At 60.9% G+C, this 26,629-nt stretch carries 23 protein-coding genes and 1 tRNA gene; 13 read left to right on the top strand and 11 right to left on the bottom strand.

Annotation, left to right across the window (positions count from 1 at the left end; translation table 11 throughout):
* Positions 1–20: 20 nt before the first annotated feature.
* From pdxH to Q0601_RS18300, 6 genes are all read left to right on the top strand, one after another.
* Positions 21–632: a pyridoxamine 5'-phosphate oxidase gene (gene pdxH, locus Q0601_RS18325; protein WP_305291342.1), complete on the top strand. Its 612-nt coding sequence runs from the start codon at positions 21–23 to the stop codon at positions 630–632.
* A gap of 206 nt (positions 633–838) precedes the next feature.
* Positions 839–1,444, top strand: coding sequence for a cold-shock protein (locus Q0601_RS18320; protein ID WP_305291341.1), 606 nt, complete (start codon positions 839–841; stop codon positions 1,442–1,444).
* Entirely contained in the window at positions 1,431–1,949 is a 519-nt protein-coding gene (locus Q0601_RS18315) for a DUF192 domain-containing protein (RefSeq protein WP_305291340.1), read from the top strand. Before Q0601_RS18320 ends, Q0601_RS18315 begins: the two co-directional genes overlap by 14 nt.
* A gap of 186 nt (positions 1,950–2,135) precedes the next feature.
* Positions 2,136–2,212, top strand: a tRNA-Pro gene (locus Q0601_RS18310).
* Between the two features lie 193 nt (positions 2,213–2,405).
* Complete coding sequence (locus tag Q0601_RS18305) at positions 2,406–3,452, top strand: hypothetical protein (protein ID WP_305291339.1); 1,047 nt, start codon at positions 2,406–2,408, stop codon at positions 3,450–3,452.
* A gap of 236 nt (positions 3,453–3,688) precedes the next feature.
* The gene (locus Q0601_RS18300; RefSeq protein ID WP_305291338.1) at positions 3,689–4,366 is read left to right on the top strand and encodes a DUF502 domain-containing protein; all 678 of its coding nucleotides are present in this window, start codon (positions 3,689–3,691) and stop codon (positions 4,364–4,366) included.
* A 50-nt stretch (positions 4,367–4,416) separates the two neighbouring features.
* Here the strand turns inward: Q0601_RS18300 and Q0601_RS18295 are convergent, their stop codons facing one another.
* Positions 4,417–5,166: a DsbA family protein gene (locus Q0601_RS18295; protein WP_305291337.1), complete on the bottom strand. Its 750-nt coding sequence runs from the start codon at positions 5,164–5,166 to the stop codon at positions 4,417–4,419.
* 175 nt (positions 5,167–5,341) lie between these two features.
* On the opposite strand from Q0601_RS18295, the gene Q0601_RS18290 reads away from it, so the two are divergent.
* Both Q0601_RS18290 and Q0601_RS18285 read left to right on the top strand, forming a co-directional pair.
* A complete protein-coding gene (locus Q0601_RS18290; protein ID WP_305291336.1) occupies positions 5,342–6,475 on the top strand; it encodes a pyridoxal phosphate-dependent aminotransferase in 1,134 nt (377 codons plus the stop codon).
* Between the two features lie 8 nt (positions 6,476–6,483).
* Entirely contained in the window at positions 6,484–7,689 is a 1,206-nt protein-coding gene (locus Q0601_RS18285) for an N-acetylmuramoyl-L-alanine amidase (protein WP_305291335.1), read from the top strand.
* Between the two features lie 252 nt (positions 7,690–7,941).
* Here the strand turns inward: Q0601_RS18285 and choV are convergent, their stop codons facing one another.
* The 3 genes from choV to Q0601_RS18270 form a co-directional block, all read right to left on the bottom strand.
* The gene (gene choV / locus Q0601_RS18280; protein WP_305291334.1) at positions 7,942–8,970 is read right to left on the bottom strand and encodes a choline ABC transporter ATP-binding protein; all 1,029 of its coding nucleotides are present in this window, start codon (positions 8,968–8,970) and stop codon (positions 7,942–7,944) included.
* A complete protein-coding gene (choW, locus tag Q0601_RS18275) occupies positions 8,967–9,815 on the bottom strand; it encodes a choline ABC transporter permease subunit (protein WP_305291333.1) in 849 nt (282 codons plus the stop codon). The genes choV and choW overlap by 4 nt, the downstream gene beginning before the upstream one ends.
* An 88-nt stretch (positions 9,816–9,903) precedes the next feature.
* The gene (locus tag Q0601_RS18270; RefSeq protein ID WP_305291331.1) at positions 9,904–10,845 is read right to left on the bottom strand and encodes a choline ABC transporter substrate-binding protein; all 942 of its coding nucleotides are present in this window, start codon (positions 10,843–10,845) and stop codon (positions 9,904–9,906) included.
* A gap of 87 nt (positions 10,846–10,932) precedes the next feature.
* Between Q0601_RS18270 and betI the strand changes: the two genes are divergently transcribed.
* From betI to betA, 3 genes are all read left to right on the top strand, one after another.
* The gene (gene betI / locus Q0601_RS18265) at positions 10,933–11,499 is read left to right on the top strand and encodes a transcriptional regulator BetI (protein ID WP_305291330.1); all 567 of its coding nucleotides are present in this window, start codon (positions 10,933–10,935) and stop codon (positions 11,497–11,499) included.
* Between the two features lie 2 nt (positions 11,500–11,501).
* Positions 11,502–12,941, top strand: coding sequence for a betaine-aldehyde dehydrogenase (gene betB, locus Q0601_RS18260; RefSeq protein WP_305291352.1), 1,440 nt, complete (start codon positions 11,502–11,504; stop codon positions 12,939–12,941).
* Positions 12,942–13,073: 132 nt separating this feature from the next.
* The gene (gene betA / locus Q0601_RS18255) at positions 13,074–14,660 is read left to right on the top strand and encodes a choline dehydrogenase (RefSeq protein ID WP_305291329.1); all 1,587 of its coding nucleotides are present in this window, start codon (positions 13,074–13,076) and stop codon (positions 14,658–14,660) included.
* A 27-nt stretch (positions 14,661–14,687) separates the two neighbouring features.
* Here the strand turns inward: betA and Q0601_RS18250 are convergent, their stop codons facing one another.
* Complete coding sequence (locus tag Q0601_RS18250; protein ID WP_305291328.1) at positions 14,688–15,752, bottom strand: patatin-like phospholipase family protein; 1,065 nt, start codon at positions 15,750–15,752, stop codon at positions 14,688–14,690.
* A gap of 141 nt (positions 15,753–15,893) precedes the next feature.
* Positions 15,894–16,355 (bottom strand): EF-hand domain-containing protein, encoded by a 462-nt coding sequence (locus Q0601_RS18245; protein WP_305291327.1) that lies wholly within the window; start codon positions 16,353–16,355, stop codon positions 15,894–15,896.
* Positions 16,356–16,557: 202 nt separating this feature from the next.
* Here Q0601_RS18245 and Q0601_RS18240 point away from each other — a divergent pair, with 202 nt between their 5' ends.
* Positions 16,558–16,893 (top strand): hypothetical protein, encoded by a 336-nt coding sequence (locus tag Q0601_RS18240; RefSeq protein ID WP_305291326.1) that lies wholly within the window; start codon positions 16,558–16,560, stop codon positions 16,891–16,893.
* A gap of 268 nt (positions 16,894–17,161) precedes the next feature.
* Here the strand turns inward: Q0601_RS18240 and trxA are convergent, their stop codons facing one another.
* From trxA to tsaE, 5 genes are read right to left on the bottom strand one after another with little or no spacing between them, the layout of a single operon-like run.
* The gene (trxA, locus tag Q0601_RS18235) at positions 17,162–17,482 is read right to left on the bottom strand and encodes a thioredoxin (protein WP_119751678.1); all 321 of its coding nucleotides are present in this window, start codon (positions 17,480–17,482) and stop codon (positions 17,162–17,164) included.
* Positions 17,483–17,540: 58 nt separating this feature from the next.
* Positions 17,541–20,912 (bottom strand): double-strand break repair helicase AddA, encoded by a 3,372-nt coding sequence (addA, locus tag Q0601_RS18230; RefSeq protein ID WP_305291325.1) that lies wholly within the window; start codon positions 20,910–20,912, stop codon positions 17,541–17,543.
* Positions 20,905–23,853 carry a double-strand break repair protein AddB gene (gene addB / locus Q0601_RS18225; RefSeq protein ID WP_305291324.1) on the bottom strand — a complete coding sequence of 983 codons (2,949 nt, stop codon included), beginning with the start codon at positions 23,851–23,853 and terminating at the stop codon, positions 20,905–20,907. Before addB ends, addA begins: the two co-directional genes overlap by 8 nt.
* Positions 23,846–24,517: a nucleotidyltransferase family protein gene (locus tag Q0601_RS18220; RefSeq protein WP_305291323.1), complete on the bottom strand. Its 672-nt coding sequence runs from the start codon at positions 24,515–24,517 to the stop codon at positions 23,846–23,848. Before Q0601_RS18220 ends, addB begins: the two co-directional genes overlap by 8 nt.
* Positions 24,502–25,914, bottom strand: coding sequence for a tRNA (adenosine(37)-N6)-threonylcarbamoyltransferase complex ATPase subunit type 1 TsaE (gene tsaE / locus Q0601_RS18215; RefSeq protein WP_305291322.1), 1,413 nt, complete (start codon positions 25,912–25,914; stop codon positions 24,502–24,504). Before tsaE ends, Q0601_RS18220 begins: the two co-directional genes overlap by 16 nt.
* 87 nt (positions 25,915–26,001) lie before the next feature.
* Here tsaE and Q0601_RS18210 point away from each other — a divergent pair, with 87 nt between their 5' ends.
* Positions 26,002–26,628, top strand: a complete 627-nt coding sequence (locus tag Q0601_RS18210) for a COG3650 family protein (RefSeq protein ID WP_305291321.1) — start codon at positions 26,002–26,004, stop codon at positions 26,626–26,628.
* Position 26,629: the final 1 nt, after the last annotated feature.

Below are 26,629 nucleotides of genomic sequence, written 5' to 3'. Positions count from 1 at the left end.
TCAAGCAGAAGGAGACATGGATGGCTGATCGTGAGGGAATATTCGCCGGGGACGACCCGTTTGCAATAGCCAGAAGCTGGCTGGCCGAGGCGGAAACCAGCGAGCCGAATGACCATACCGCCATGGCTCTTGCCACTGTCGATGGCGACGGGATGCCCGATACCCGCATGGTTTTGCTGAAGGATATCGACGGCAACGGGCTGGATGGCTCATTCGTTTTCTACACGAATTACGAAAGCGCCAAGGGGATGCAGATCACGGCCAGCGGCAAGGCGGCCTTCGTGATTCACTGGAAATCCCTTCGCCGGCAGATCCGGGTCAGGGGGACGGTGACACGGGAAGACGGCGAACAGGCTGATGCCTATTACGCAAGCCGCGCCCTGCAAAGCAGGCTTGGCGCATGGGCCTCGAAACAGTCGCGCCCGCTTGAAAGCCGGGCCGCGTTGGCGGCCGCCGCCGCGAAACAGGGGGTGATCCACGGCACCAATCCCCGGCGCCCCCCCTTCTGGGGCGGCTTTCGCATTACCCCTGTCCAGATGGAATTCTGGGCCGATGGAGCGTTCCGCCTGCATGACCGTTTTCGCTGGGACAAGCAGGAAACCGCTTGGTCCGTCACCCGTCTTTCGCCATGACCTTGACCCGTTCCACCCGAGAGTGAAGTATGACACTCACATGATCCGCCGCTTGTTTCGCAAGTTTGGCGCATTTTTAGTGTGCGGCGATATCTGGAAATTCACCGTGGTTACGTGAGTATTATTGGAGTTGCGTACAACTATAAGGCGTGCAACAATCCTGCTCAAGTTGCGGACATGGTGCAAGAGCGGACACGAAGCAAGAGATGAACACACAAGAAGAAGACGTGATTACTGTCTCCGGTCTGGTCAAATGGTTTGATCAATCAAAGGGTTATGGATTTATCGTCAATAACACCGGCGGTACGGACATCCTGCTCCATGCAAATGTGCTTCGAAATTTCGGGCGCAGTTCCGTTGCGGATCAATCCCGCATCGTTGTCCGGATTCAATCCACCGAGCGTGGCCTCCAGGCGGTCGAGATCATCGAGATTACTCCCCCCGAGGGCGACGGCACCCCGCCGATCGAAGACCTTGACGCCGACATCATCGCACAGCTCGATTCGCTTCCATTGCAGCCCGCCCGTGTCAAATGGTTCGACAAGGCCAAGGGCTTCGGCTTTGCGAATATCTTTGGCCATTCCGACGATGTCTTTGTCCATATCGAGGTTCTGCGCCATTCGGGCTTCTCGGATCTTCTGCTTGGAGAGGCGATCGGGCTGCGCGTGGTCGAAGGCCCGCGCGGACTCATGGCTGCACAGGTGACAAGCTGGGACAAGGCGTTGCAGCCTGCCAATGTCGAAGTCTTTCCTCAGAGAACAAAACCGAGTGACAGCCTGAGAGATTGGGTTCTCTCGCGTGCTGCCGAGTAGACTTGCCGTATTATTCCTGTGCTCTGCGGCAACCGCCATTCCGGCGGTTACTATCGCTGCTGCCGCAGAATCCAATTTCGAATGCACGCAGGATCAGGTCGCATTTCGGACTGACGGCGAGACGGTCGCGTTCCGGATCGAAATCGCCGACACTCCGGCATTGCGCGAAAAGGGCCTGATGTTTCGGGAGCAACTGCCGGAAAAGAACGGCATGCTGTTCGTCTACGAGAATCCGCGCCCGGTTTCATTCTGGATGCGGAACACGCTGATCCCCCTGGACATGATCTTCATGGATCAGTCCGGCGTTATTCGGCACATCCATCCCGATGCACAGCCCTATGACGAAACCGCGATCCCCGGAGCCGCAGCGGATGACTCCGATCCCAACCGGCAATTCATCCTCGAGATCGGCGGGGGCGAAGCCGCCCGACTTGGGTTGAAGGTCGGGCAGGCCATGGCGTCTCTTGCGATCAATCAGGCGCAAGCCGCATGGCCGTGCGAATAACGCGTTGCGAACCTCTGTGCTTCGCGACGGTTTGGTGGACAAAGTTAAATATCCGGACCGTTTTCCACCTTTGTGAACCGGTGCAGGCAGCATCATTCGCAGGAAAAAACCTGCTGCATTTTACCGCGAAATCACCGCAGTATGCCTCTTCCCCCCGTCCGAGGAATAAGATACAAGCCTCCGCATCGGGGCGTAGCGCAGCCTGGTAGCGCGACGGTTTTGGGTACCGTAGGTCGGAGGTTCGAATCCTCTCGCCCCGACCATTTCATACCGGTCAGGAACATAGACGCTGCCGGAATTCTGTTCATCCCCACAATTTGATTACTCATTTTACCGCATTTGCACTACACCGCCAATTCGCCGTGAATTTCCACGGCAATGCCAAGATGACGACTACAATGCGCATATGATCCGTACCCAGAAATTAACCCAATCCTATTAATTATTAATCGAAACATGACGAAAAACATTTATCTCCATATTGGCCATTTCAAAACCGGCACCACCGCGCTGCAGACATTTCTTCACAAGCACCGTAATGGCTTGCCCTCTCATAACTACGCCTATCCGCTGATCAGCAGACCGCCAAGAACCCTGAGGCAGTTCCTGCGGGCGAAAGGCGAGACCTATATCAATCATGCGGATCTTTCCCTGACGCTGGCAAAAGATCAGGGGCTCATCCCGCCATCGTGGTACCGTCAGGGCTTTGACACCGATTCCGCATATCGGAAACTCTATAAGCAAATCAACAGGCAGCACGCCGATAACATCATCATATCAAGCGAGGAATTCATCCGGCTTGCACTGTTACCCCAGGCAGAGCAAGCCATCGGCGATTTGCGCAATCGGTTGAACGGCTATGACGTCGGGATCGTGTTCTACATCCGGGAACCGTATTCGCTGCTCAAATCCTGGTACAATCAGATAAACAAATCCGGCAAACCGACGCGATGCTTTCCCGGTTTTTTCATGGCGACGAAAACCAATTTTCTCGCACAGTTTCCCATCTATCACCATTTCTCGAAAAGCTTCGGGAAAGAGAATGTGAAAGTACTGACCTACAAGCATTCCGGCAGTGATCATATCCGGGAATTCCTGTCCGCGATCGGATGCCCCCTGCCTTGTCCCGACGCGGCGGAAATCGTGAACCCGTCAAGCGATGGACAAGAGGTCGAACTGCAAAGGCTGGCGGCACTTGCGGCGACCGGAAAAAACGAGCTCCGCCTTACGAAACCGCCCTCGCTTGAGAAAATCTCGACACGGGTTGATCAGATAAACCGGCAATATTCGAAACTTGAGCAGATAACCGATATCTTCACGCCAAGTCTTCTCTCTTGCGAAAGCATATTCTCGCATTATGCGGAATTGCTGTCCTATCAAACGGATGATCATCCCCCCAATGCGCCCGAGCAAGATATTCTAAGCGGCTTCTCGAAAAATGCGGAATCTTCGTCCCCCGAACTCGCGGCCATCCTGAAAAACGCGGCTCAGTCTTGCGCATAAACCCTACCGGTCAGCCATAACGGTGCAGCCGCTGGCCTGACCGGTATCACGAATGGCCGGTCAGATTGCCTGATGGGGTTCCCTATCCCGCAGCGTGATCTCGCGGGATCAAATATGTGATCCCGGTATCATTCCGGTAAGGTCAAAATGAAGGTTATATGATGTTTGCCGAAAAAACGGCACCGGACGAGATTCGCCCTTGACCGAAAGTGGCCCGGGACTGTTCTCTTCTTCCCATGTCGGAATCTGAACCCAGCTTATTGCAGCTTCCGCCCCGAAAGCCGGGCCTGCTGGGCATGTTGCGTTCGAATTTTCTGGCTGGTCTGGTTGTGGTTGCACCGATCGGGATCACCGTCTGGCTGATCTGGACACTGACCGGCTGGATGGATAGCTGGGTATTGCCGATGATTCCGGCCCGCTGGCGTCCCGAACATTATATCGGCATCAACCTGCGCGGCGTCGGTGTCATCTTCTTTCTTCTGTTCACGGTGTTCATCGGCTGGGTGGCGAAGGGCTGGCTGGGCCGCTCGCTTTTGCGCACCGGAGAGCGGATCGTGGCCCGGATGCCGATCATCCGCTCTGTCTATGGCGGTATCAAGCAAATTGCCGAAACCATCCTGTCGCAAAGCGAGGCGCGGTTCGAGCGCGCCTGTCTGATCGAATATCCCCGCAAGGGGCTTTGGGGCCTGGGTTTCATCGCCGGCCCCGCCAAGGGCGAGATTCAGCAGCGCCATCCCCAGGATCTTATCGCCGTTTTCGTACCGACAACGCCCAACCCGACATCCGGTTTTCTTCTTTATACACCGGCCAGCGAGGTGATCATTCTGGATATGTCCATCGAGGATGCCGCAAAGCTGATCATTTCAGCGGGGCTGGTCTATCCGCCCGATACCAACCGGGAAGACGAGGTTTAACCCCGGTCTCATCCGATCTGTAACGCAAAACCCATCGCCACAGAGATGAGTCAGCCCTCTTCCGATTGCGCTGCGCGTATTTCTTCGACGGCAGCGGTCAGGCCGTCGCCCGGCACCCCGCGCAGCAACTGATCTCCGATAACGAAAGTCGGTGTGCCCTTGATCGCCATCCGCTCGGCAAGCTGCATATTCTCGCGCAGCACTGCACTGACCGACTCGGTATTCATCAGGTTCACCACCTCCTCGCCATCCACGCCGATCTTTTCGGCGATCCCCTCCAGCGCCTCAAGGGTCGCTGCGCCGCGCAGGGTGATCAACTCGTCATGCGCCTTCAGATAGGCCTCGTCCCCGGCAACCTGTTTGACGGCGATGGCAAAGCGGGACGAATTGTCGCTATCCTGACCAAGGATCGGAAATTCTTTCAGAACCAGCCGGATATTGCCGTCCTTGGCAACGATATCCCTGACTTCTTCATTAAACCGCCGGCAGACGCCGCAGCGATAATCGATGAATTCGACCATCGTCAGATCGCCATCCGGATTCCCGCCGACCCAGGAATGCCCGTCTTCGAAAATCGCCTCGCGGTTGGCGGCGACCAGTTGATCGTCATTCTTCGCGGATTCAGCGGCCCGGCGCTTCTCTAGCTCGTTGATCGACTCGATCAGAACTTCGGGATTCGCCATCAGATATTCGCGCACCGCATCGCCGAACGCGGCCTCTTCGGATTCGGACATGGACTCGATATCGAATGCCATGACCGGTGTTGCGGACAACAAAAATGCGGCGATCAATCGTTTCATGGGAAACCCCTGGGCAAAATCTTCTGGCAATCTGAACGCTGAACGCCCGAATGACAAGAAATGCCGCAACACGGCTGCGTGAAACCGGCCCTGTTTTCCGCCCCACTGCAATCCGCTGTAGAGCAAATCGACATGCCGGGTTAAGAAGGCAAAAAACAAACGTCTGGGAACGAGCATGAGACAATCCGCCCGCGGACAAGTCGAGCCTTTCATCGTCATGGATGTGATGGAGGCTGCCGCACAGGCCGAAGCATCGGGCCGTCACACCATCCATATGGAGGTTGGTCAGCCCGGCACCCCTGCCCCCGCCGGGGCACGCAAGGCCCTGGCAGCCGCTTTGGAACAGCCGCTTGGCTATACCGTCGCATTGGGTCTGCCCGCCCTGCGGCAGGGAATCGCGGATTTGTACCGCCGCTGGTACGGCATTCAGCTTGATCCCGCCCGGGTTATCGTCACTCCGGGCAGCAGTGGCGCGTTCATTCTGGCGTTTTCGGCTCTGTTCGACGCCGGGGACCGGGTGGCAATGGGTTTCCCCGGCTATCCCAGCTATCGCCAGATTCTGCGCGCAATGTCGCTGGAACCGGTCGGCATCGAAACCCGCTCCGAGGATCGCTACCAGCCCCGGCCCGAGGCGCTGCCTGACGCGCAGGGGCTGATCCTTGCATCCCCCGGCAATCCTTCGGGAACCGTGCTGCGGCCTGGTGAATTACAGGCCCTGACGCAAGCTGCGGCGGCAAGGGAAATGGCAGTGATCTCGGACGAGATTTACCACGGTCTCAGCTATGGCGACCGATGCCATACCGCGCTTGAAATCACCGATGACGTCTTTGTCATCAACTCGTTCAGCAAATTCTTCTCGATGACCGGTTGGCGGATCGGCTGGATGATCGTGCCTGAAACCCATCTGCGCACGGTCGAGCGATTGGCCCAGAACATGTTCATCTGCCCGCCTCATGCCAGTCAGGTCGCCGCCTTGGCCGCGCTTGATTGTGAAGACGAGGCCCGGGCAAATCTTGCGGTATATGCCGAGAACCGCCGCCTGATGCTGGAGGGCTTGCCGAAAGCCGGCTTCACCCGGATCGCCCCACCGGAAGGGGCGTTTTACATCTATGCGGATATCTCGGACATTACCGATAACTCGCTGGAATTCGCGAAGGAAGTTCTGGATCGCGCAGGTGTCGCCGTCACACCCGGGCTGGATTTCGACCCTGATCGCGGCGCGCGCAGCCTGCGCTTCTCATACGCCCGCGCGACATCCGATATTGCCGAAGGGCTGCGCAGGCTTGCGGAATTCATGGCATCGCGATGAAATGCCGCATGTTCAGATGGTTGCCTCTGTGTCTGGGCCTGCTGCTGGCCCCTGCGGCGATTGCGCAGGAAACGGCACGGCTGGATATCGGGGCTTCTTCACTGATCTCGGAAAAAAAGGGCTGGTGGGGCCGCCCATCGCTGGAACTGACGCTGACGCTTAGCCAGGCCGTACCTTACCGGGCGGTGATCGTCGGCGACCCTCCGCGCCTGATCGTGGATCTGAAAGACACCGATTTCGACGAGTTGAAGCCATCGCAACTTTTCGGCCATGATTCGGTACCGGGGATCCGCTGGGGCGATTTCCGGCAAAACTGGTCCCGGATCGTGATCGAACTGCCCGGCCCTTACGATATCTCAAGCGCGGGCCAGCGGACCTCACCGCCACAGGCCGCCATCCGGGTCGCGCTGGATCCTGTCGATGAAGAAGATTTCGCGCCATTGCCAAGTGCGACTGCGGCTTTGCGCAACCTGCCGGAACCTGCTGTGCTGCCCATACCCGCCACACCGCCAGAGGGCCTGACCGTGATGCTGGATCCCGGTCACGGCGGCATTGATCCGGGCGCGATCGCGGATGGCGAGAACGAGGCCGAACTGGTTCTGAAATTCGCCAAAGAGCTGAAAGCGTCGCTGGAGGCGAAGGGGATCACGGTCGGGATGACGCGCGACAGCGACGTTTTCGTGGGGCTTGAAACCCGGATGACCGCCGCGCGGGAGGCACAGGCGGATCTGTTCCTTTCACTGCATGCCGACGCCTTGCCCACGGGACAGGCGGCGGGCGCGACCATCTATGTCTGGACGCCTCGGGCCGATAACCGCGCCGCCCAGCAACTGGCCACGCGCCATGACCGCAGCGATCTGCTTTCAGGCGTGGATCTGAAAGGAAAGGATGATCAGCTTGCCTCGGTCATGATGGATTTCGCCCGCACCGATACCCAGCCGCGATCCGAGAATTTCGCCAGTTTCCTGACATCGCGTCTGGCGTTGCACGGCATCGGCCTGCATGACCGCCCGGTACAGGGGGCAGCCTTTTCAGTCCTGAAATCGCCTGATATTCCCTCGGTTCTTCTTGAACTGGGTTTTATCACCGACCCGCATGACCGCGCCAATCTGATCAGCCCCGAATGGCGAAAACGCATGGTGGCGGTCGTAACCGAAGCGATTCTGGGCTGGGCGCAGGATGAACGGGCCCGCACCGCGAATCTCAGGCAATAGGCAAGGCCGCGCATGATTTGGAACGCGGGCGATATGCGTCCCGCGATGGCCGGGGCCAGCCCACGGACCCCCGGGATATCTGAGTGAAGAAGAAAATCAGAGACCAAGACGCAGGGCGCAGCAGTTTGCACGGCGTTTCCTGGACAAGCTCTTTGCGGTTTCACCCAGGCATTTCTGCGATCGATGGACCGCTGAATTGTCAATACTTGGCCACTGCGCGCCTAAACCGGGCAAGCTATATACGCCTCCGGATTATCGCGCCTGAGGGGCGATCAGCCGACTGATGACGGCATCTCGGGTAATTCTTCCTCCGCCCTCGACCGGCAAGGCGTCAGTCTGAGCCCCGGACAGAATCTCCATGACCTCGCGCACAGGCATATCCGCAGGCACGGCATCCCCCTCGGCCTCTCCCGGTTCTGCGATATCCGACGCCGTCAGCACGATAAGCGGGTTCATATGCGCCACGAAATCGGCAACATAGTCATTTGCCGGCGTGGCGATGATTTCCCGCGCGGTCCCGATCTGCACGATCCGCCCGCCCTCCATCAGGGCGATGCGATTGCCCAGTTTGAATGCCTCATCAAGATCGTGACTGACGAAGATGATCGTCCGCTGCGTCTTGGCCTGCAGTTCCAGCAACTCGTCCTGAAGGCGCGCGCGGATAAGCGGGTCAAGCGCACTGAACGGCTCATCCATCAGCAGGATCGGGGCATCGGTGGCGAAAGCCCGGGCAAGTCCGACCCTTTGCTGCATCCCCCCCGAAAGTTCGCCTACCTTGCGATCGGCCCATTCCATCAGTCCGACCATCTCAAGCTGCCGGTCGACGCGCTCTGCCCGCTCCTTGGCCGAGATGCCCGCCAGTTCCAGTCCAAGGCCGACATTATCGCGCACGCTGCGCCAGGGCAGCAGGCCGAATTGCTGAAACACCATGGCCACATGGCGCAGGCGCAGATCGCGCAGGGATTGCTTTTCCGCCCCGGTAACGGTGGTCATCCGATTACCGTCCCAGACCCGGACCTCTCCCCGGCAGACCTTGTTAAGCGCATTGACAGCACGCAGAAGCGTGGATTTCCCCGATCCCGACAGGCCCATCAGCACAAGGATCTCGCCCTGCCCGACATTGACGCTGCAGTCATGAACCCCCAGCACCTGCCCTGTCTCGGCCTTGATCTCGCCGCGTTCCTTGCCCTGATCCATCAGCGGCAGCGCCGCCTGCGGCTGATCGCCGAACACGATGCTGACCCGGTCGAATTCCACGGCATTCGGAGTTTGCTCACTCATTTCCGTCCCTCCATGCGCAGCATCCGGTCAAGCATGATCGCAACGATGACGATCACGAAGCCCGATTCGAAACCAAGCGAGGTATTCACGCTGTTCAACGCGCGAACCACCGGCACGCCCAACCCCGCGGCGCCGACCAGCGCGGCAATGACCACCATGGACAGCGACAGCATGATCGTCTGGTTCAGTCCCGCCATGATCTGCGGCAACGCGCTGGGCAATTCGACCTTCCAGAGCAATTGACGCGGAGTGGCGCCGAATGCCGTCGCCGCCTCGACAAGGGGCCGGGGCGTCGAACTGATACCAAGCTGCGTCAACCGGATCGGCGCGGGCAGAACGAAGATCACCGTCGCCAGCAGACCGGGAACCATGCCGATGCCGAAAAACACGATGGCCGGGATCAGATAGACAAAGGTCGGCAGCGTCTGCATCAGATCCAGCACAGGCCGCATCCATGCATAAAGCCGTGGCCGATGCGCGGCGGCAATCCCGACAGGTACGCCGACGGCCATGCAGACGATGCAGGCCGCAAGGACCAGCGTCAGGGATTGCAACGTTTCTTCCCAGTAGCCCTGATTGAGAATGAACAGAAAGCCCAGCCCCACCAGCAGGCAGGTTTTCCAGTTCCGCTGCAATGCCCATGTCAGGGCCACTGCAAGCAGAATGAAAATGAATGGATGGGGATATTCGAGTGCGCCGAGAATCTGGCCGATAAGCCATTCCATGAAACTCGCGATACTGTTGAACAGCCACGAGGCGTTGCCGTTCAGCCAGTCAAAAACCGTTTTCGCGGATTTCCCGATCGGAATCTTGTGATCGGTGACCAATGCGGTCAGATTTTCCATCGGAGGTCCTCTCGCTTGTCTGTCCTTGCTACGGGTTCCCGTCACGGATAACAGCAAAGAAGCCTGCCGCCCGTGCCTTCCGCCAACCTTATCCGGCCAGTGCCTCGCTCAATGCTTCGGTCGGATCGTTGCCATCCACCGTTGTCACGCCGTCCAGCCATGGCGTCGCGGCCTCGGGGTTATCTTTCAACCATTCTTTCGCCGCGTCCATAGGATCCTGCCCGTCATTCAGGATTTTGCCCATGACCTCGTTTTCCATCTCGAGGGTAAATTCAAGGTTTTGCAGGAATTTTCCGATATTGGGGCATTCCTCGACATAACCCGTGCGGGTATTGGTGCGCACTTCCGCGCCCCCCAGATCGGGGCCGAAAACCTCATCGCCGCCGGTGAGATAGGTCATTTCGAACTGTGCATTCATCGGATGGGGCTCCCATCCTAGGAAAACCACCGGCTTCTCGGCGCTGTCGGCGCGCGAGACCTGTGATAGCATGCCCTGCTCGCTGGATTCGACAACCTCGAACGTGCCAAGGCCGAACTTGTCCTCGGCCACCATCTCCAGCAGCAGGCGGTTGCCGTCATTGCCCGGCTCGATCCCGTAGATCTTGCCTTCAAGCGCATCCTTGTGCTCGGCGATCTTCGCGAAATCGTCTATGCCAAGATCCGCGCCCGCCTTGTTGGTGGCCAATGTATATTTGGCGCCGGTCAGATTGGTGCGGACGGTATCGACAGTGCCTGCCTCATTATAGGGGCCGATATCGGCCTCCATCGTCGGCATCCAGTTGCCAAGAAACACATCAACATCATCCGTGGACAGCGCCGTATAGGTCACCGGGACGGAAAGGACCTTGGTTTCGGTTTCATAGCCGATACCCTGCAACACGGTCGAGGCAATCGCCGTCGTTGCGGTGATATCCGTCCAGCCGACATCCGAGAACACGACCTTGCGGCATTGCTCGGGCTCGGCGGCGAAAGCGGAACCTGCCGTGGCGGCAGCCAATGCCAGTGCAGCAGTGAGGCGGGGAAGGGTCATTTTTTGCTCCCTGTTATTGATTGACCAGTCAATTAAACATCGGTTACAGTGTCAAAGCAACCAAAAACTCCGACAGCGGGTGTCCAGATGCCAAAACTTGGGGCCGAGCCTATCCGAAAAGCAGCGTTGATCAACGCTGCCATTACAGAAATCGGGCGGGCGGGATCGCTGGATGTGACTGTCGCGCAGATTGCGCGCGCTGCCGGCATGTCGCCTGCACTGGCCCATCATTATTTCGGGTCGAAAGAGCAGATTTTTCTCGCGGCGATGCGCCATATCCTGACAACATACGGGAAATCCGTACGCGAGGCATTACCGGGAAACGGCCCGCGCGGCCGCCTGGACGCGATTCTGAATGCCAGTTTCGCGCCGCTGAATTTCCGGCGCGAGGTGATCAGCGCATGGCTGAATTTTTACGCGCTGGCCCTGCTGAACAATCAGGCAGAACGTCTGCTGAGGGTCTATCATTGCCGGTTACGCTCCAACCTGATCGTCGCGCTTGAGCCGCTGACCGATCATCCCGCCAGAATCGCCGATACGCTGGGTGCCCTGATCGACGGCGTTTATCTGCGCGCCGTGCTGACCCGTGGCCCGACCGACGGCGCGGCAGCCCTGAATGTTATCAACGATTATCTCGAAGAGGCACTTAAATGACTCTGAACGCCCAACCCGACGCCAGCCTGTTCATCGACGGACGCCCGGTCGAGGGCGAAGGCGCGGCGCTGCCCGTCCTGTACCCCTATACCGGCGAAGAAATCGCCAGCCTGCGTGAAGCTTCGACCGGTCAGGTAGCCGAGGCTTGCCGTGTCGCGGCCCGTGCCCAGCCAGCATGGGCGGCACTGGCCCCGGTAGAGCGTGGCCGCGTCCTGCATCGCGCCGCCGCCATCATCCGCGAACGGAACGAGGAATTGTCGCGGCTGGAAACGCTGGATACCGGCAAGCCGATTCAGGAAACGCTGGTTGCAGACTGGGAATCGGGTGCGCAGGCGCTTGAATTTTTCGGCGGGCTGGCCGCCTCGATCACCGGGCAGACGATCCCGCTGGGGCAGGACTGGGCCTATACCCGGCGCGAACCGCTGGGCGTCTGCGCAGGAATCGGCGCCTGGAACTATCCCAGCCAGATCGCCTGCTGGAAAGCCGCCCCTGCCCTGGTGATGGGCAATGCGATGGTCTTCAAACCCTCCGAGGAAACCCCGCTTGGCGCGTTGAAACTGGCGGAAATCCTGCTTGAGGCCGGATTGCCCGCCGGTATCTTCAATGTCGTGCAGGGGCGCGGTCAGATCGGCGCGGCACTTTCTACCGATCCGAATGTGGACAAGGTGTCACTGACCGGCTCGGTTCCCACGGGGCGCAAGGTCTATGCCGCCGCTGCCGAGGGAATGCGTCATGTCACCATGGAACTTGGCGGAAAATCTCCGCTGATCGTCTTTGATGACGCCAATCCGGAACATGCGGTCAGTGCCGCCATGCTGGCGAATTTCTATTCGTCGGGGCAGATCTGCTCGAACGGCACGCGGGTATTCCTGCAAGAGGGTATCCGGGACGCCTTCCTTGACCGTCTGGCCGAGCGTGTGCGCAATGTCCGCATGGGCGATCCACTGGATCCGGCGACGACGCATGGCCCGATCATCAATCCTGCACAGGCCGGGAAAATCCGCGCGGCCATCGCGTCGGGGCTGGAACAAGGGGCGCGGCTTCTCTGTGGCGGTCCGGGCGAGGGCGCATTCATTCCGCCAACCGTATTCACTGACGCAAGCGACGACATGTCGATCACCCGCGACGAAATCTTCGGCCCGGTCATGACCACGCTTGGCTTCCATGACGAGGAAGAGGTCATCACCCGCGCCAACGCAACCGGCTTCGGCCTTGCGGCAGGCGTGTTCACTCAGGACCTGACCCGCGCGCATCGCGTCATCGCGCGGCTTCAGGCCGGAACCTGCTGGATCAACAGCTATAACCTGACCCCGGTCGAGATGCCGTTCGGCGCCGTCAAGCAATCCGGCTTGGGCCGGGAAAATTCCGCCGCCGCGATTGAGCATTATTCACAGCTGAAATCCGTTTATGTGGGGATGGGAGGCGTGGATGCGCCATATTAAGCGGGTCTGGTCTTTTCCGTCCCGGTCATAGCCGGGAAGGGCTGTCTGCCCTCCCCGGACCCCACCCGAAGGTATTTTTGCAAAGAAGAAGCGGAACGCGGCTGTTCCCGAAACTGGTAGAAAGATGCAGTCATGAGTCAATCGGATTACGTCATTGTCGGGGCGGGCAGCGCCGGTTGTGCTTTGGCTTACCGTCTGACCGAGGCAGGTAGAACCGTCACTTTGATCGAATTCGGAGGCAGCGATCGCGGCGTGTTCATCCAGATGCCCGGCGCGCTCAGCTATCCGATGAATATGCCACGTTATGACTGGGGGTATTCAAGCCAGCCCGAAGTGCATCTGAACAATCGCCGTCTCGTGACACCGAGAGGGAAGGTGCTTGGCGGTTCATCCTCGATCAACGGAATGGTTTTCGTACGCGGCAACCGCAAGGATTTCGACCATTGGGCCGCAAGCGGCGCGACCGGCTGGGGATACGAGGACGTGCTGCCCTATTTCAAGCGCATGGAGACATGGCATGGCGGCTGCTCGGAATGGCGCGGTGACAGCGGGCCGCTGCATATCACCCGCGGCAAGCGCAGGAATCCACTGTTCAACACCTTCATCAAGGCCGGACAGGAGGCGGGCTGGCCCTATACCGCGGATTACAATGGCGAGCATCAGGAAGGCTTCGGCCCGATGGAGGCGACCATCTGGAAAGGCCGCCGCTGGTCCGCCGCCAATGCCTATCTGCGCCCGGCCCGCAAGACCGGCCGTCTGCAGGTGATCCGCGCCCTTGCCCATCGGGTTCTGCTGGACGGCACTCGCGCCTTTGGCGTCGAGATCGAACGGGATGGCAAGGTCGAGCAGATCATCGCCAGGTCCGAGGTCATCCTGTCGGCGGGGTCGATCAATACGCCGAAATTGCTGATGCTGTCGGGGATCGGCCCGGAAGCACATCTGCGGGATCACGGAATCGCACCGGTTGCCGACCGGCCCGGCGTCGGCGCGAATTTGCAGGATCACCTTGAGATCTACATGCAATACAAGGCATTGAAGCCGGTCAGCCTGTATACCTATTACAACCTTTTGGGCAAAGCCCGGGTCGGCGTGGAATGGTTGTTGCAGAAGACCGGGCTTGGCGCATCGAACCAGTTCGAAAGCTGTGGCTTCATCCGTTCGGGCGAGGATATCGATTATCCGGATATCCAGTACCACTTCCTGCCCCTTGCCGTTCGCTATGACGGCAAGGCGGCGGCCAGGGGGCACGGTTTCCAGGCGCATGTCGGGCCGATGCGCTCGAAATCGCGCGGCACGGTCCGGTTGTCCTCGGCCGATCCCGCCGAAGCGCCCGAGATCCGGTTCGATTACATGTCGCATCCCGACGACTGGAAGGAGTTCCGGGCCTGCGTACGCCTGACACGGCAGATCTTCGATCAACCCGCATTCGCGGAATACCGGGGCGACGAAATTCAGCCCGGGGCAGAGGTGCAAAGCGATGAGCAGATTGACGCCTTCATCGCCGAACATGCGGAATCCGCGTTCCACCCTTGCGGTACTGCAAAAATCGGGCAGCCTGACGATCCGCAGGCCGTGATCGATCCGGACCTCCGCGTGATCGGAACGGGGAATCTTCGGGTGGCCGACAGCTCGGTCTTTCCGCGCATCACCAATGGCAACCTGAACGGCCCTTCGATCATGGTCGGAGAGAAGGCGGCAGATCACATCCTGAAAGGATAGGCCGTCGCCGCGCCGGTTCGGTGACCCTCAGCCGACGCTTACCCCCGCAAACAGCGCCGCCAGATCGACCGTATCGCGGTTGTTCAGGTCATCCGCGTGGTTTTCCAGGAAGCTGTCGGCGGCCATGCGTCCGGCCTCTTTCATCCGGACCAGCAGCCCCGGCTCTGGCATCGTCTTCGAGCGCGCCGTGAGATCGTTCATCAGCATATCGTCAAGGATCATGTGAATCAGCGGATTCTTCATGCGCTTATCCGTCAGACGGCCTTCGGAATGCAGGCGCTTGACGAAATTGATGGCCCGCAACTCGGACATCAGCGCCGAATTGAAGCTGATCTCATTCATCCGGTCGGTGATCTCTACCGGCGTCTTCGGCAAACAGTCACGGATCATCGGATTGATGTTTACGATCACGATATCTGCGGGAAGATGCTTGCGATATAACGGAAACAGTGCCGGATTGCCGGTGAACCCGCCGTCCCAATATGCATCGGTTTCGCCGGTTACGGGGTCGCGCAGCTCGATGGCGCGAAACAGGTTCGGCAGGCAGGCCGAGGCCATGACCGCGTCCGGCGTCGCCTGAGCCCCGGTGAAGATTCGGATCCGCCCGGTGCGTACATTCGTCGCCGCCACGAAAAGCTCTGGCCCCTTCTCGCTGCTGAACCCCGGATAGGGCAGCCCGCGCAATACCGACCCCAGCGGATTGGAATAGAACGGGCCGTAATCATACGGGCTGAAAACTCGTGTCAGGTTGTCCATCCATGCGGCCGGCGAAAACATCTCGGTCAGGCGTTGCAGGCCGCGTGGCATCGGAGCCATGGAATACAGCCACCGGACGACATTGTTGTCCGAAATCTGCCCGACCTCGCCCCATAGAAAATCCAGATTCTCGCGCGCCGCCTGCCGGCCCCTCGGACCGCTATGCCGCGCCAGCCCGGCTTTCAGAGCGGCGCCGTTCAGGGCACCCGCCGAGGTCCCGGTAATCGCGGCAATGCCCAGCCAGCTTTCATCCAGAAGCCGGTCGAGAACGCCCCATGCATAGGCGCCATGCGCGCCGCCACCCTGCAATGCGAGATTGATGGTTTTCTCTTTCATCCCGAGCCTCTGCACTGCTCTTCGCGGCCCAGCATAGGGGCTGTGGGGGCAGGATCACAAGATACCGGGAAACCGTTATCCGCAAATGCGAAGCCCCGGCCAGATCATTGGCCGGGGCATGCCAGAGCGATTCAAGTCAGATCACTCGGTGACTTCCATGCCGGCACCTGCCCCGGCTTCCGCCCCCGGAGCAGCGGGCGGAAGCGCTTGCTGCTCGATCGCACCATCGACCGCGCCAGCGGCGTCAGGGGCTGCCGGCAATTCGCCTTCGACGGCTTCGGCGGCCGCGCCCGGTTCTGCGACACCCGGCGCAAGTTCGCCTTCCGCCGCCGTTGTCGCGGCATCCGGAGCGGCGGGCGCTGCACCAGCGGCCATGGCCTCGGCCTCTGCGACGCTGATCATGCCATCGCCATCGCTGTCATAGGCTTCCAGCGTGCTTTGGGCATTTGCACCGAAGCTTGCCTCCAACTCGGCCAGGTCGAGCTGACCGTCCGCATTCGCATCCAATTCGCTAAAACCGGCGGCGCTGGCAGAACTCAACATTGCGACCGTGCCCAGGCAGGCAATGGAAGATAGCAATCCTGCTTTGATCTTCAGTTTCACGTCAGACTCCTTATGGTTGCGTGTGTCGACGGGTGTATTCTTCCACGACCATGAGTCTTCAACACAACCGCACAAAGCCGTGGGGTCGTAAATTCGTATCATTAGGCATGGTTCCGCCTGATTATACCATTGAACTTGGCCGATTTCAGCCATCAGGCAAGTGGTGGACGGTGTGTATGGCAGTCCGGAAGCCATCCATCGAATGTGGAACAGCACCGACAACGCCATGGCACCGGCGCCAGCGGATCAGGATAAACCCGACGTGATCGCGATCCTGCGTTTCATCAGAATCACGCTGCACGGAAGAGGTCTCGTTACCGCGGTTTTTACAGCAAAATTTCTATGGAAAGATTTTCTGAAATTTTGGCGACGCCGTGTTCAACTATGCATATCGGCGGATCGCGAAATAACACCGGCCAAATTGGTGGGGTTTCGCCGCCATCGGGACGCTGCTGCCCCGGATCGCACCCGGCCAGATCCGTCAATGTTTCGGCGTACCGGTCGCGTCCGGCTTGAGGCCACGCCAGAGCTTCAGTAGCGGGTAAATCACGCCGGGAAGATCAACGTTCTGTGCAACGCGCAGCCGCCCACTGAACTAACCTTAATTCAATAGGTTAATCTCTTTATATTAACCTTAATTCGCAAGACTCGGCAGAGGCGCATCACCCCGCCGCCACGAACATGCGCAAGGGTTCCACGGCATGAGGCGGGCGGAGATGGTGCGGTCAATGGGGAAGCACGCGGCGGGAATATCTGCCCGTGGAAGGCCGCCCGGAATAAAGTCCCGGGCGGCGGAATTGCGGGGATCAGACGCTTTCGTCGATCCAGCTTTTCAGCGCAGCTTTCGGCGCAGCGCCCATGCGGTTCGAGATGACTTCACCATCCTTGAACATGAACAGTGCCGGGATACCGCGAACACCAAGCGCGGCGGCCTGTTCGGGGTTCTCGTCCACATTGACCTTAACGATTTTCAGCTTGCCGGCATATTCGTCCGACAGCTCTTCCAGAGCAGGGCCGATCTGTTTGCATGGTCCGCACCATTCAGCCCAGAAATCCACGATGACGGCGGTATCGGCCTTGCGGACCTCGGCGTCGAATTCAGAATCGTTCACATGCACGGTTGCCATGTCTGATGCTCCTTGAGGGATGTGCGCCGAAGGGCCGGCGCAACGGTTCCATTAACAGCTATGGACGCGGACCGCCGGGGTCAAGAGCCGCCATCACCTGATCCAGAAGTGAATCGGGAAGTTCCATCAGGCCGGGCGCAGCAGTCCACAAAATAGCCGTGCGCACGGTGCGAGCGGGATAGATCTCCCGCAGCGCGGCACGATAGGCGCCCAGTTGGCGCAGGATACCCAAAGGTGTCTGGTCAGGTTTCTGCGGAAGTTCAGCATTCGATTTGTAATCGATTGCCAGAACCTCTTGTCTCCGCAGGATTAGCCGGTCGATCGTGCCATGCAACAAGCCGATCCCGGGAACGGTCGCGGTCAACCGCACCTCGCGCAGGATCTGCGCGCCCGGCGGAGGGGTCATCACATCGGATAAATCCGGCGCGTCTATGACCGCCCGGGCCTCGTTCATCAGCGACTCGAACTCGTCCCGGTCCGGCAATCCGCCCTCGGCCCCGGTCAGGGCAGCTTTTGCCAGTTCGGGCCAGTCGTCACGCGACGAGCCGGGCAGATATTCCAGCAGCAGATGCAGCCGCGTTCCCCGAAGCATCGCCGCAGCGGGATCGGCATCTTCCACCGGCGCGCCCAGCACCTTTGCCCCGCCCAGCGACGTCGCGGCGACCGGCAAGATCGCCCGTGGAGGTGGTGGCGCAGGACGGCGCGCCCATTCGGGAAGCTCAACCTGCCCGACAGGCGCGAGGCCGGTTGCAATCTTATCTTCCGGCCAATCACCGAAGGATAGCCGCCGCACCGTGCCGACCCCGTCGATCTCGATGTTCCGGCAATCAAGCTTGACCCGCTCCGCGCCATCGCGGATCAGGCCGTGCCAGCTTTCAAGCCCGTCCCCGGCATCTCCGGCGGCAGCCACGATCAGCCAGCTTTCCGCCCGTGTCAGCGCCACGTAAAGCAATCGGCGGCGCTCTTCCTCTTGCCGCCGGGCAAGAGAATTGACGGCTTCAGAGACCGGATCGGGCCGTTCGTCAGCCGTGCCGCGCCATGTCTGCATGTCATCAAGACGCACGGTGCGTGCCCGATTGTCTGCCTGGCGTTTCTGGGTTTCGGGCAGAATGACCACCGGGCTTTCCAGCCCTTTGGCGCCATGCACCGTCATGATACGGATCAGACCGCCCTCTCCTCCGGGCAATTGCCGCTTGACCTCGACATCATCTCCGGCAAGCCAGACAAGAAAACCGATCAGCGAGGGCGGCTCGAACCGTTCATAGACCAGCGCCTGCGACAGAAGTTCGGTAATCCCGTCCTCGGCCTCGGTTCCCAGACGGGCAAGCATCGCGTTTCGCCCGTCATGCCGGGTGAGCAGGCGCGAGATCAGATCATAGGGGCGGATGATATTCGCCACGCTGGCCAGATCGCGCAATATTTCAAGCACCTCCTGATGCGCGGATTCGCCCAATCGCTGCCACAACGAAACGCGCCCACGTCCTGCTGCCAACCGGTACAGATCGTCCTCGGACAAGCCGAACAGGGGAGAGCGCAGCGCAGCGGCCAGCGACAGATCGTCCTCGGGCGTAACCAGCACGGAAAGCGTGGCGACGATGTCGCGTACCGCCAGTTCGGCGGCCAGCTTCAGCCGGTCCGCCCCGGCCACAGGCAAATCCTGTGCCTTGCATTCGCGGATAAGTTCATCGAACAGCGCAGCGCGGCGCTGCACAAGGATCTGGATATCCCCCGGCCCGATTGCGCGGACCTGTTTTGCCTTGGTGTCGAAAAACGGCGTCCCGATCATCGCCTTGATCTGCCGCGCAATCGCCCGGGCCAGCATCACACTGGCCGAATTCTCGGCGGGCGCATCCACCGGATCGGTCCAGTCCCCCGGCTCGGGCTTGTCGGGTTCGGGGATCGGCGGCCAGATATCCACCCGCCCGGGCAACCCGTCGCGAAAGGCGATATGGCGCGGAGGATCGCCAAGCCCCTGCGCCGCATCGCCCTGAAACACCGCATCGACCAGTGACAGGATCGCCGGAGACGAGCGGAAGGAATGCGACAGCCCGCGCTGCTGCATCGGGCTTTGGATAGCCTGAAAATCCTGTTCGAAACGGTCGCGCATTTCCTCAAACACGGCGATATCGGCACCCTGAAAGGAATAGATCGACTGTTTCGGATCGCCCACGACGAACAGGGTGCGATCGTGGCTTCTGGCCCCTGCGCCGCTGGTGAACTCGTCGGTCAGGCTGCGGATGACCTTCCATTGCTCCGGACTGGTGTCCTGCGCTTCATCCACAAGGATATGGTCGATACCTCCGTCAAGCCGCCACAGCACCCATTGCGCCACGCTGGATTCATGCAGCAACCGGGCGGTGCTGCGGATCAGATCGTCGAAATCCAGCCAGCCATGCGCGGTCTTCCGCGCGACCAGCCGCTGCGTGAACTCATGGGCGAAGCGGTGCAGTGTCAGTGTCTTCCGGGCGATATCAAGCGCCATCGCCTGAGGACGCGCATCCTGAACGCGCAGCATCAACGCGTTCAGATCGTCCATGAAAGGCGCGGCGGGGCCGTTCTGCAAAGCCTTCGTCGGAATGCTGCCGATCTTCGCGGCGAATGGCATTTTCGCGCCCGCACCCGTCAGCAAAGCACCCATCAGCAGAGAAAGCTCTGCCAGACCCGGCGAATACCAGTCGCCCCCTTTCAGCTTGTCCGCCAGCTTCTGATCGTTTGCGCTTCCCCCCGCGAGGATCGGGATAAGCGCATCGAACCCCCCCCCTTCCTCGCCGGTAAACACCGCGCCCAGTAAAGTCTCGTGATCCAGCCCGGCGGGCAGGTTCAAGGCCCGCCAGATCGCATCGGCATCGGGCGGGCCGCTGAAATCCGCCTCGGAGAGGCTTGAGAGAAAGCGATCCAGATCGTCACCGCCATGCAGCGCCGTCAGATCGCGGATCGCCGGATGATCCTCTTCCGCCATCTCCTCGATAATGGCAGAGCGAAGAGCGCGGGCGCTGCGCTCGTCAAGCTCGGCAAAGCCCATGGGCACGCCCGCTTCCAACGGAAACCGCCTCAGAAGCGCCGCACAGAAACTGTGGATCGTCTGTACCTTCAGCCCGCCCGGAGCCTCGATGGCACGGGCGAACAGCCTGCGCGCCGCAGCCAGATCGGCTTTGCCTTCCTCTCCCAATTCGCGAAGCGCCGCTTCCAGCTTCGCCTCGGACAGCATCGCCCATTCGCCCAGCCGTTTCAGAAGCCGGTTCTGCATCTCTGTCGCGGCGGCCTTGGTATAGGTCAGGCACAGAATCCGCTCGGGCGCGGTGCCGTGCAGCAGCAGCCGCGCAACCCGGTCGGTCAGTACCCGGGTCTTGCCCGAGCCGGCATTTGCCGTCAGCCATGTCGAATGCGCGGGATCGGCTGCTTCGATCTGGTTTCTGGTCGCCTCATCCATGATCGCCGACCTTCCGGGGCTGCGCCTTCTCGGTCAGCACCCACTCACCATAGCGGGCAAGATGATCGTAATCGCCCGCATAACTCAGAAGTTCCGGTGCCCGCATGGCGACAAAACCCGCCTGCCCGGACAGATAATGGCCGATCAGCCGGACGAACCCGTCCCAGCTTTCAGCCTCCATCTGCGTGGAATAATCGCGCGGCTCGGTCCGGCCTTCGCCGCCAAGCCGGATATAGCGGATGCCCGCGACCTCGACCGGGCCAAGTTCCGAAAACCCGCCGCGCCGGGCCATGGCGGCTTCAAGCATCAGCTGTTTGTCGAAATGTGCCATCTGCCTGGCGCTTGGCGGCTTACCGGACTTGTAATCATAAATCATGACCCTGCCATCATTCAGCAGATCGATCCGGTCAGGCTTCGCGATCAGCCGGAAATCCATCCCGGTCAGCGATACCGCGCCGCGATTCTCGATCACTTGCGGGCGTCCTTCGGCCAGACGGGCAAGCTCATCCCTGACAACCTGATCGGCGATCCTCTCGATCCTGGCCTGCCAGAATGCGCGGGCCGAGGGCCAGGGAACCTGTTCCTCAAGCACCTCGGCGGTGATCCGCAACAGGCGGTCGCGCAACTCCGCCGCGCCCAGATCCGGCCCCGGACCGGTTTTCAGCAACCGCTCGACAATCGAATGCAGCGTCTGGCCGCGCATGGCGGCGTCGGGTTCCGGCCGCAACGGATTCAGCTTGCGCAGCCCCAGAACACGCTTGGCATAGACCGCGTAAGGGTCGCGGATAAGCTGCGCGATCTCGGTGACAGGCAATTGCCGGAATGGCGGAGCGGGCGGGACAGGCGCCGGTCGCGGCTCGGGTGGAACAAGGCATTCCGGGCGCGACAATGCCGCGGCCAGGGCAAGCCATTTCGTCCCGCGCTTTCGCATGTCGGCCAACGCTTCAGGACCGCGCCGTTCAGATACACCTGCGATCAGATTGGTCAGCCGGTTCAGCCAGCGGGACGGCACCGTCTCGGCCTCGGCATTTCGGCGGGCGCGGGTCAGATATACCCGCCCGGCGGAAATTCCCTGCTGAAAGTCATGCCCGGCCAGCCCGATCTGCCTTTCCGGCAGCGTCAGCCCCGCCTGCTCGCGCATCTGCCGCGACAGCCAGGGATCGGGATCAAGCGGCTGCGGCCATTCGCCTTCGTTCAAGCCCGACAGAATAACCGTGCCATGCGCCTCGGTCCTTGCCTCGCGCGGGCCGCGAATACGCAACAGGGGCGAAGGACCGCCCGGATCGCGAATGGTCTGCCCGCGCAATTCATCCGTCAGCAGGGCGGCAAAATCCTCGGGCCGCATCGGCGGCCCCGCAGACGCATGGCTTGCCAGATCGTCCAGCACCGCCTCTGCCATCCGCCCTGCCCGGCCAGCCCAGCTTTCCGATCGCGCCACGTCGCCATCCGGTCCGGCGATCAGCGTCTCGGTCAGCCTGCGCAGATCGGCCAGCCTGTCCGGCAGCGGACGGGCAGCGCGATCTTCCGCGAAATCCGCGATCCGGTCCAGAATGGAGGCCAGCCACAGCGCCCAGCTTTTGCGCATGGAGTCGCCCTTGTCTCCCCAGTCGCGCAGGTCTTCCCCGCTGGGGAATGCCGGGCCATATGCCCTCAGATGCAGTTCAAGTTCGCGGGCAAGATGTCGTGCGGCACCAAAGCCGACCACTTCCGAACCGCTTGCCGTCAGCGGGTGCTTCAACAGGATCAACAGGCGATCCACCGTCAGGGGCAGGCCGAAAACCGCAGCGACATGCCGAAGGAACAGACCCGGCGCAGTCAGGTGAACGGGCTCGCCCGAGCTGTCATTGGCGTGCAGTCGCCAGCGGTCAAGCGCCGCCACGACGCGCCGGATCAAGCCGCTATCGGCGGCGAACAGCGTGACCGGTTGCCTGTTCTCCGCCGCTTCGCGCATGATCAGGGCAATGGCGTCGGCCTCCTGCCCCGGCTGATCGGCCTCTATCAGGGTCATCCCTTCGCAAGCGTCCGGCAGATCGGGCAGCCCCGGCGCCTCGGCGATCCATTGATCGGTTACCGGGGCCGGTCGCAATGCAAGCGAAACCAGCTTGTTCCGCGACGGGGATGGCCCATCGCAAGGCGACCACAGACGCGGCCTGCCGAATTCCTCGACCAGCGCCGCAAAGCGGAATTGCGCATGATCGCCGCTGTTTTCGGAAAGACCCTCCCATATATGCGGGGGCAGGTCGAAATCGAATCCGGGCAGCACCACCGCACCGTTGGGCAAGCCCGCAACCGCGCGCATGAACAACCGGGTCGCGCCATGCGATCCGGTCGAACCGGCCACGATGACCGGATCCGCGGGCAGATCGCGCCCTTCAGACCAGTCGTTCCAGGCCGTCTCGGCTGCGATACGCTGACGTGCGGGCCGATCGACAACCGGGCCGTCCAGATGAAAACGGGCGGCGATCCGCAGGAAATCAAGCGCGTTCTGCCAGTGCCTTGCATGGTCGCCAGCGTCGATCGCCTCCAGCGCGTCCGGGCCACAGCCTTCGGTTTGCATCTCGGCCATCAAAGACGCCAGCGATTGCGTCAGTGCCGAAATCGAATGCCCCGCCGCAAGATCGGGGCGGCTTGCCATCAATCGGTCGATCAGTTGCGCAAGTTGCAATCTGCGGGCAAGCGGAGGAGCAAGAGGCCCGTCCCGCAACGCACTGCCCGCGCCCAGATCGTTGACGGTCAGAAGGCGCGGCAGCAGCAGCGGACCATGCGCGTCAAACGCATGCCGAAGCGCGGCAAGTGTCTGCGCCGAATTGGCATAGATCGTGACACGGGCGATCGCCTCGGGCGGCTGGCCCTTCATGCGCCGCAGGAAACCGGCCACGAAATGCCCGGCAAAATCCACTCCGGACGGCAGGGCAAAAAGGCCGGACTCCCACTCAGCCATCCAGCAGGTCTTCCGCCAGCGGGATCGCATCGGGGCGGCCCACATCGCACCAGCCGCCCGGATGCACGACACCGAAAGCACGCCCTTCGGAAATCAGCACGTCCCAGATGCGGTTAAGCGAGAACACCTGATCGGATATTCCGGACAGCCGTTCGGGTCGGATTATATGCGCCCCGGCGAAAACGTAATCGCCCCGCCGCGTAATCCGCCCCGCCTCGTCCATATCGAAATCCCCGCCGCCAAGCCGTGCCGTCGCCCGCTGCACCGGAACCAGCATAAGCAGAGCATCCATCCGCTCGTCCCAGGCGTCGCAAAGCGCGATCAACGGGTTCGGCCCGGTCCAGATCACATCGGGATTCAACGTCATCACCGGCCCCTCGCCCAATAACGGCAAAGCCCTGCGCAGCCCCCCTCCGGTGTCCAGCAGCAGATCGGATTCATCGCTGATCGCGACATCCTGTCCGGCCAGATGCACCCTGATCTGATCGCCCAGATAATGACTGTTGACCACGATCCGGCTGACCCCTGCCCCGCGCCCGGCATGCAATGCCCGATCCAGCAGGGTGCGCCCCGCCACCTTGATCAGCGGCTTGGGGCGGTTATCGGTCAAAGGCCGCATCCGCGTACCCAACCCGGCGGCGAAGATCATCAGGGGCGGGCGCATTGCTGATGTATCCTTTCGGTGACGGCCGCGTCGGGGGCAGGCAATTCCCGCATGATCGCGGCCAGAGGCGCAAGCGCGGGATGGCTTACATTGCGCAGAATATAATCCCAGACATGAGGCATAAACGCCAGATAGCGCGGCTTGCCATCGCGAATGCAAAGCCGCGTGAAAATCCCGATCACGCGCAGGTTCCTTTGCGCCCCCATCAGTGCATAGGCCGCGCGAAACCGGCCTTCATCCAATCCCGTGGCTTTCAGATAACGGGCGATATACTCTGCCTCGAACTCCGCCGAAACCGCGCGGCGGGTATCTTGCAGCACCGAGACCAGATCATAGGCGGGATGGCAGGACACCGCATCCTGATAATCGATCAACCCAAGCGGAGCGTCACCCCGCCAGATCAGATTCTCGGCATGGAAATCCCGCAAGCTAAGGACCGGGGGCATATCCGCAGCCAATTCCGCATGAAGCCGCCCGATGACCGCACCAATTTCCGCAGCCGCGCCCACAGGCACGCCTGCCGCCTGCGGATACCATTCGGCAAACAGCCCGACCTGCTCGGCCATCCGGGGACCGTCCAGAGGCAGGACGAAACCGGGAACCGGCAAATGGTGCAGATCCACCAGAAAATCGGTAATCCGATCATAGACCGGCCGTGCCAGATCGGGGGAGCGTTCCAGCACGCGGGCGACCAGATCATCGCCCAGATCCTCCTGCAGCAGGAACCCCGCCGACAGGTCCCGCGCGAAGATCGCGGGCGCGCCAAAGCCCTGATCGCGCAGCCAATCGGTCATGGCCACAAACCGGCCCACATCGCCCGCCGGATCGTCCATCAGCACAGCGCGGCCCGCATTATTCGTCAGCCGGAAATACCGCCGGGCAGAGGCATCCCCGGCCAGGGGCGCAATCCCTGCATCCGCCCAATCCGTCCCTGCGATGAAACCGGCAAGCTGCACCAACCGGTCGGCCCCCGCCCCGATCAGCGTGATCTGGCGTCGGTCGGGGTCGTCATGCATCCGGATCGAGACGGTCAAGGCATCTTCGGGCAACGCCTCCAGCCGGTCGGGCCATTCGATCAGACAGATTGCATTCCCTTGCGCCTCGTCCAGTCCCAACTCGTCCAACTCGGACGGATCGGTCAGCCGATACAGATCGGCATGCCAGATCTCGGTTCCCCGCGGGTCGTCATAGGTCTGGACCAGCGTGAAAGTCGGGCTGGGCACATCCTCGGCCGCTTCGCCCTGACGCGCGCGGATAAAGGCGCGGGCGAAATGCGTCTTTCCCGCACCGACGGGGCCATCCAACAGGATGGTCTGACCCGGGCGGGCGACAGCGGCCATCAACCGCGCAAGAAGGGCGGTCAGGGCGTCATCGGCAATCAGGCTATGCGTCATCATATGCCGCTTCTAACCTGTGGATTCCCCTATGCAAACGATCTTTACAATGCAACGATCGTCCCGGCGACAACATTAATGAGGTTCTGAATGCTGCGAACTGCCCTTGCCCTTATACTGCTTGCGACACCGGCGCTTGCGACGCCGGAATATATTCTTCCGACCCTGTTCGACGTGACTGGCGTCGAAGCGGATGATGTGTTGAATATCCGCGCCGAACCCAGCGCCAACGCCGAAATCATCGGAACGCTTGCACCGGACGCGACGGATATCGAGGTCGTCGAGGAAGGTTTTCAGGGCAAAAGCAGCTGGTTCAGGGTCAATACCGGGGAACGCTCGGGCTGGGTATCGCAAAATTACATGACACCTCATTACGATGTCTGGAAACAGGATGAACTGCCCGATTCCCTTCGCTGTTTCGGTACCGAGCCGTTCTGGAACGTGAAGACGGAATCCGGCAATCTGACCCTGAGCACGCCCGACGCCGGGGACGATACGCGGCCCATTCAGTCGATTCTGGTCAGCGGCTATTATCTGGAGCCCCGACGGGCTGTGCTTGCCCCCGAGATGACGCTGACCGCAACCCCGGAAATCTGTTCGGACGGGATGTCGGATCAGGTTTACGGGATGGATGCCATGCTGATCCTGCACGGCGAAGAACCGCGGCTATTGTCGGGTTGCTGCACGATTCAGCCACGACATGACGACGCTGATTGAT

It is taken from the genome of Paracoccus wurundjeri, assembly GCF_030678915.1.
Classification (GTDB): Bacteria; Pseudomonadota; Alphaproteobacteria; order Rhodobacterales; family Rhodobacteraceae; genus Paracoccus; species Paracoccus onubensis_A.
This window is presented reverse-complemented; position numbering and strand designations above follow the sequence as displayed.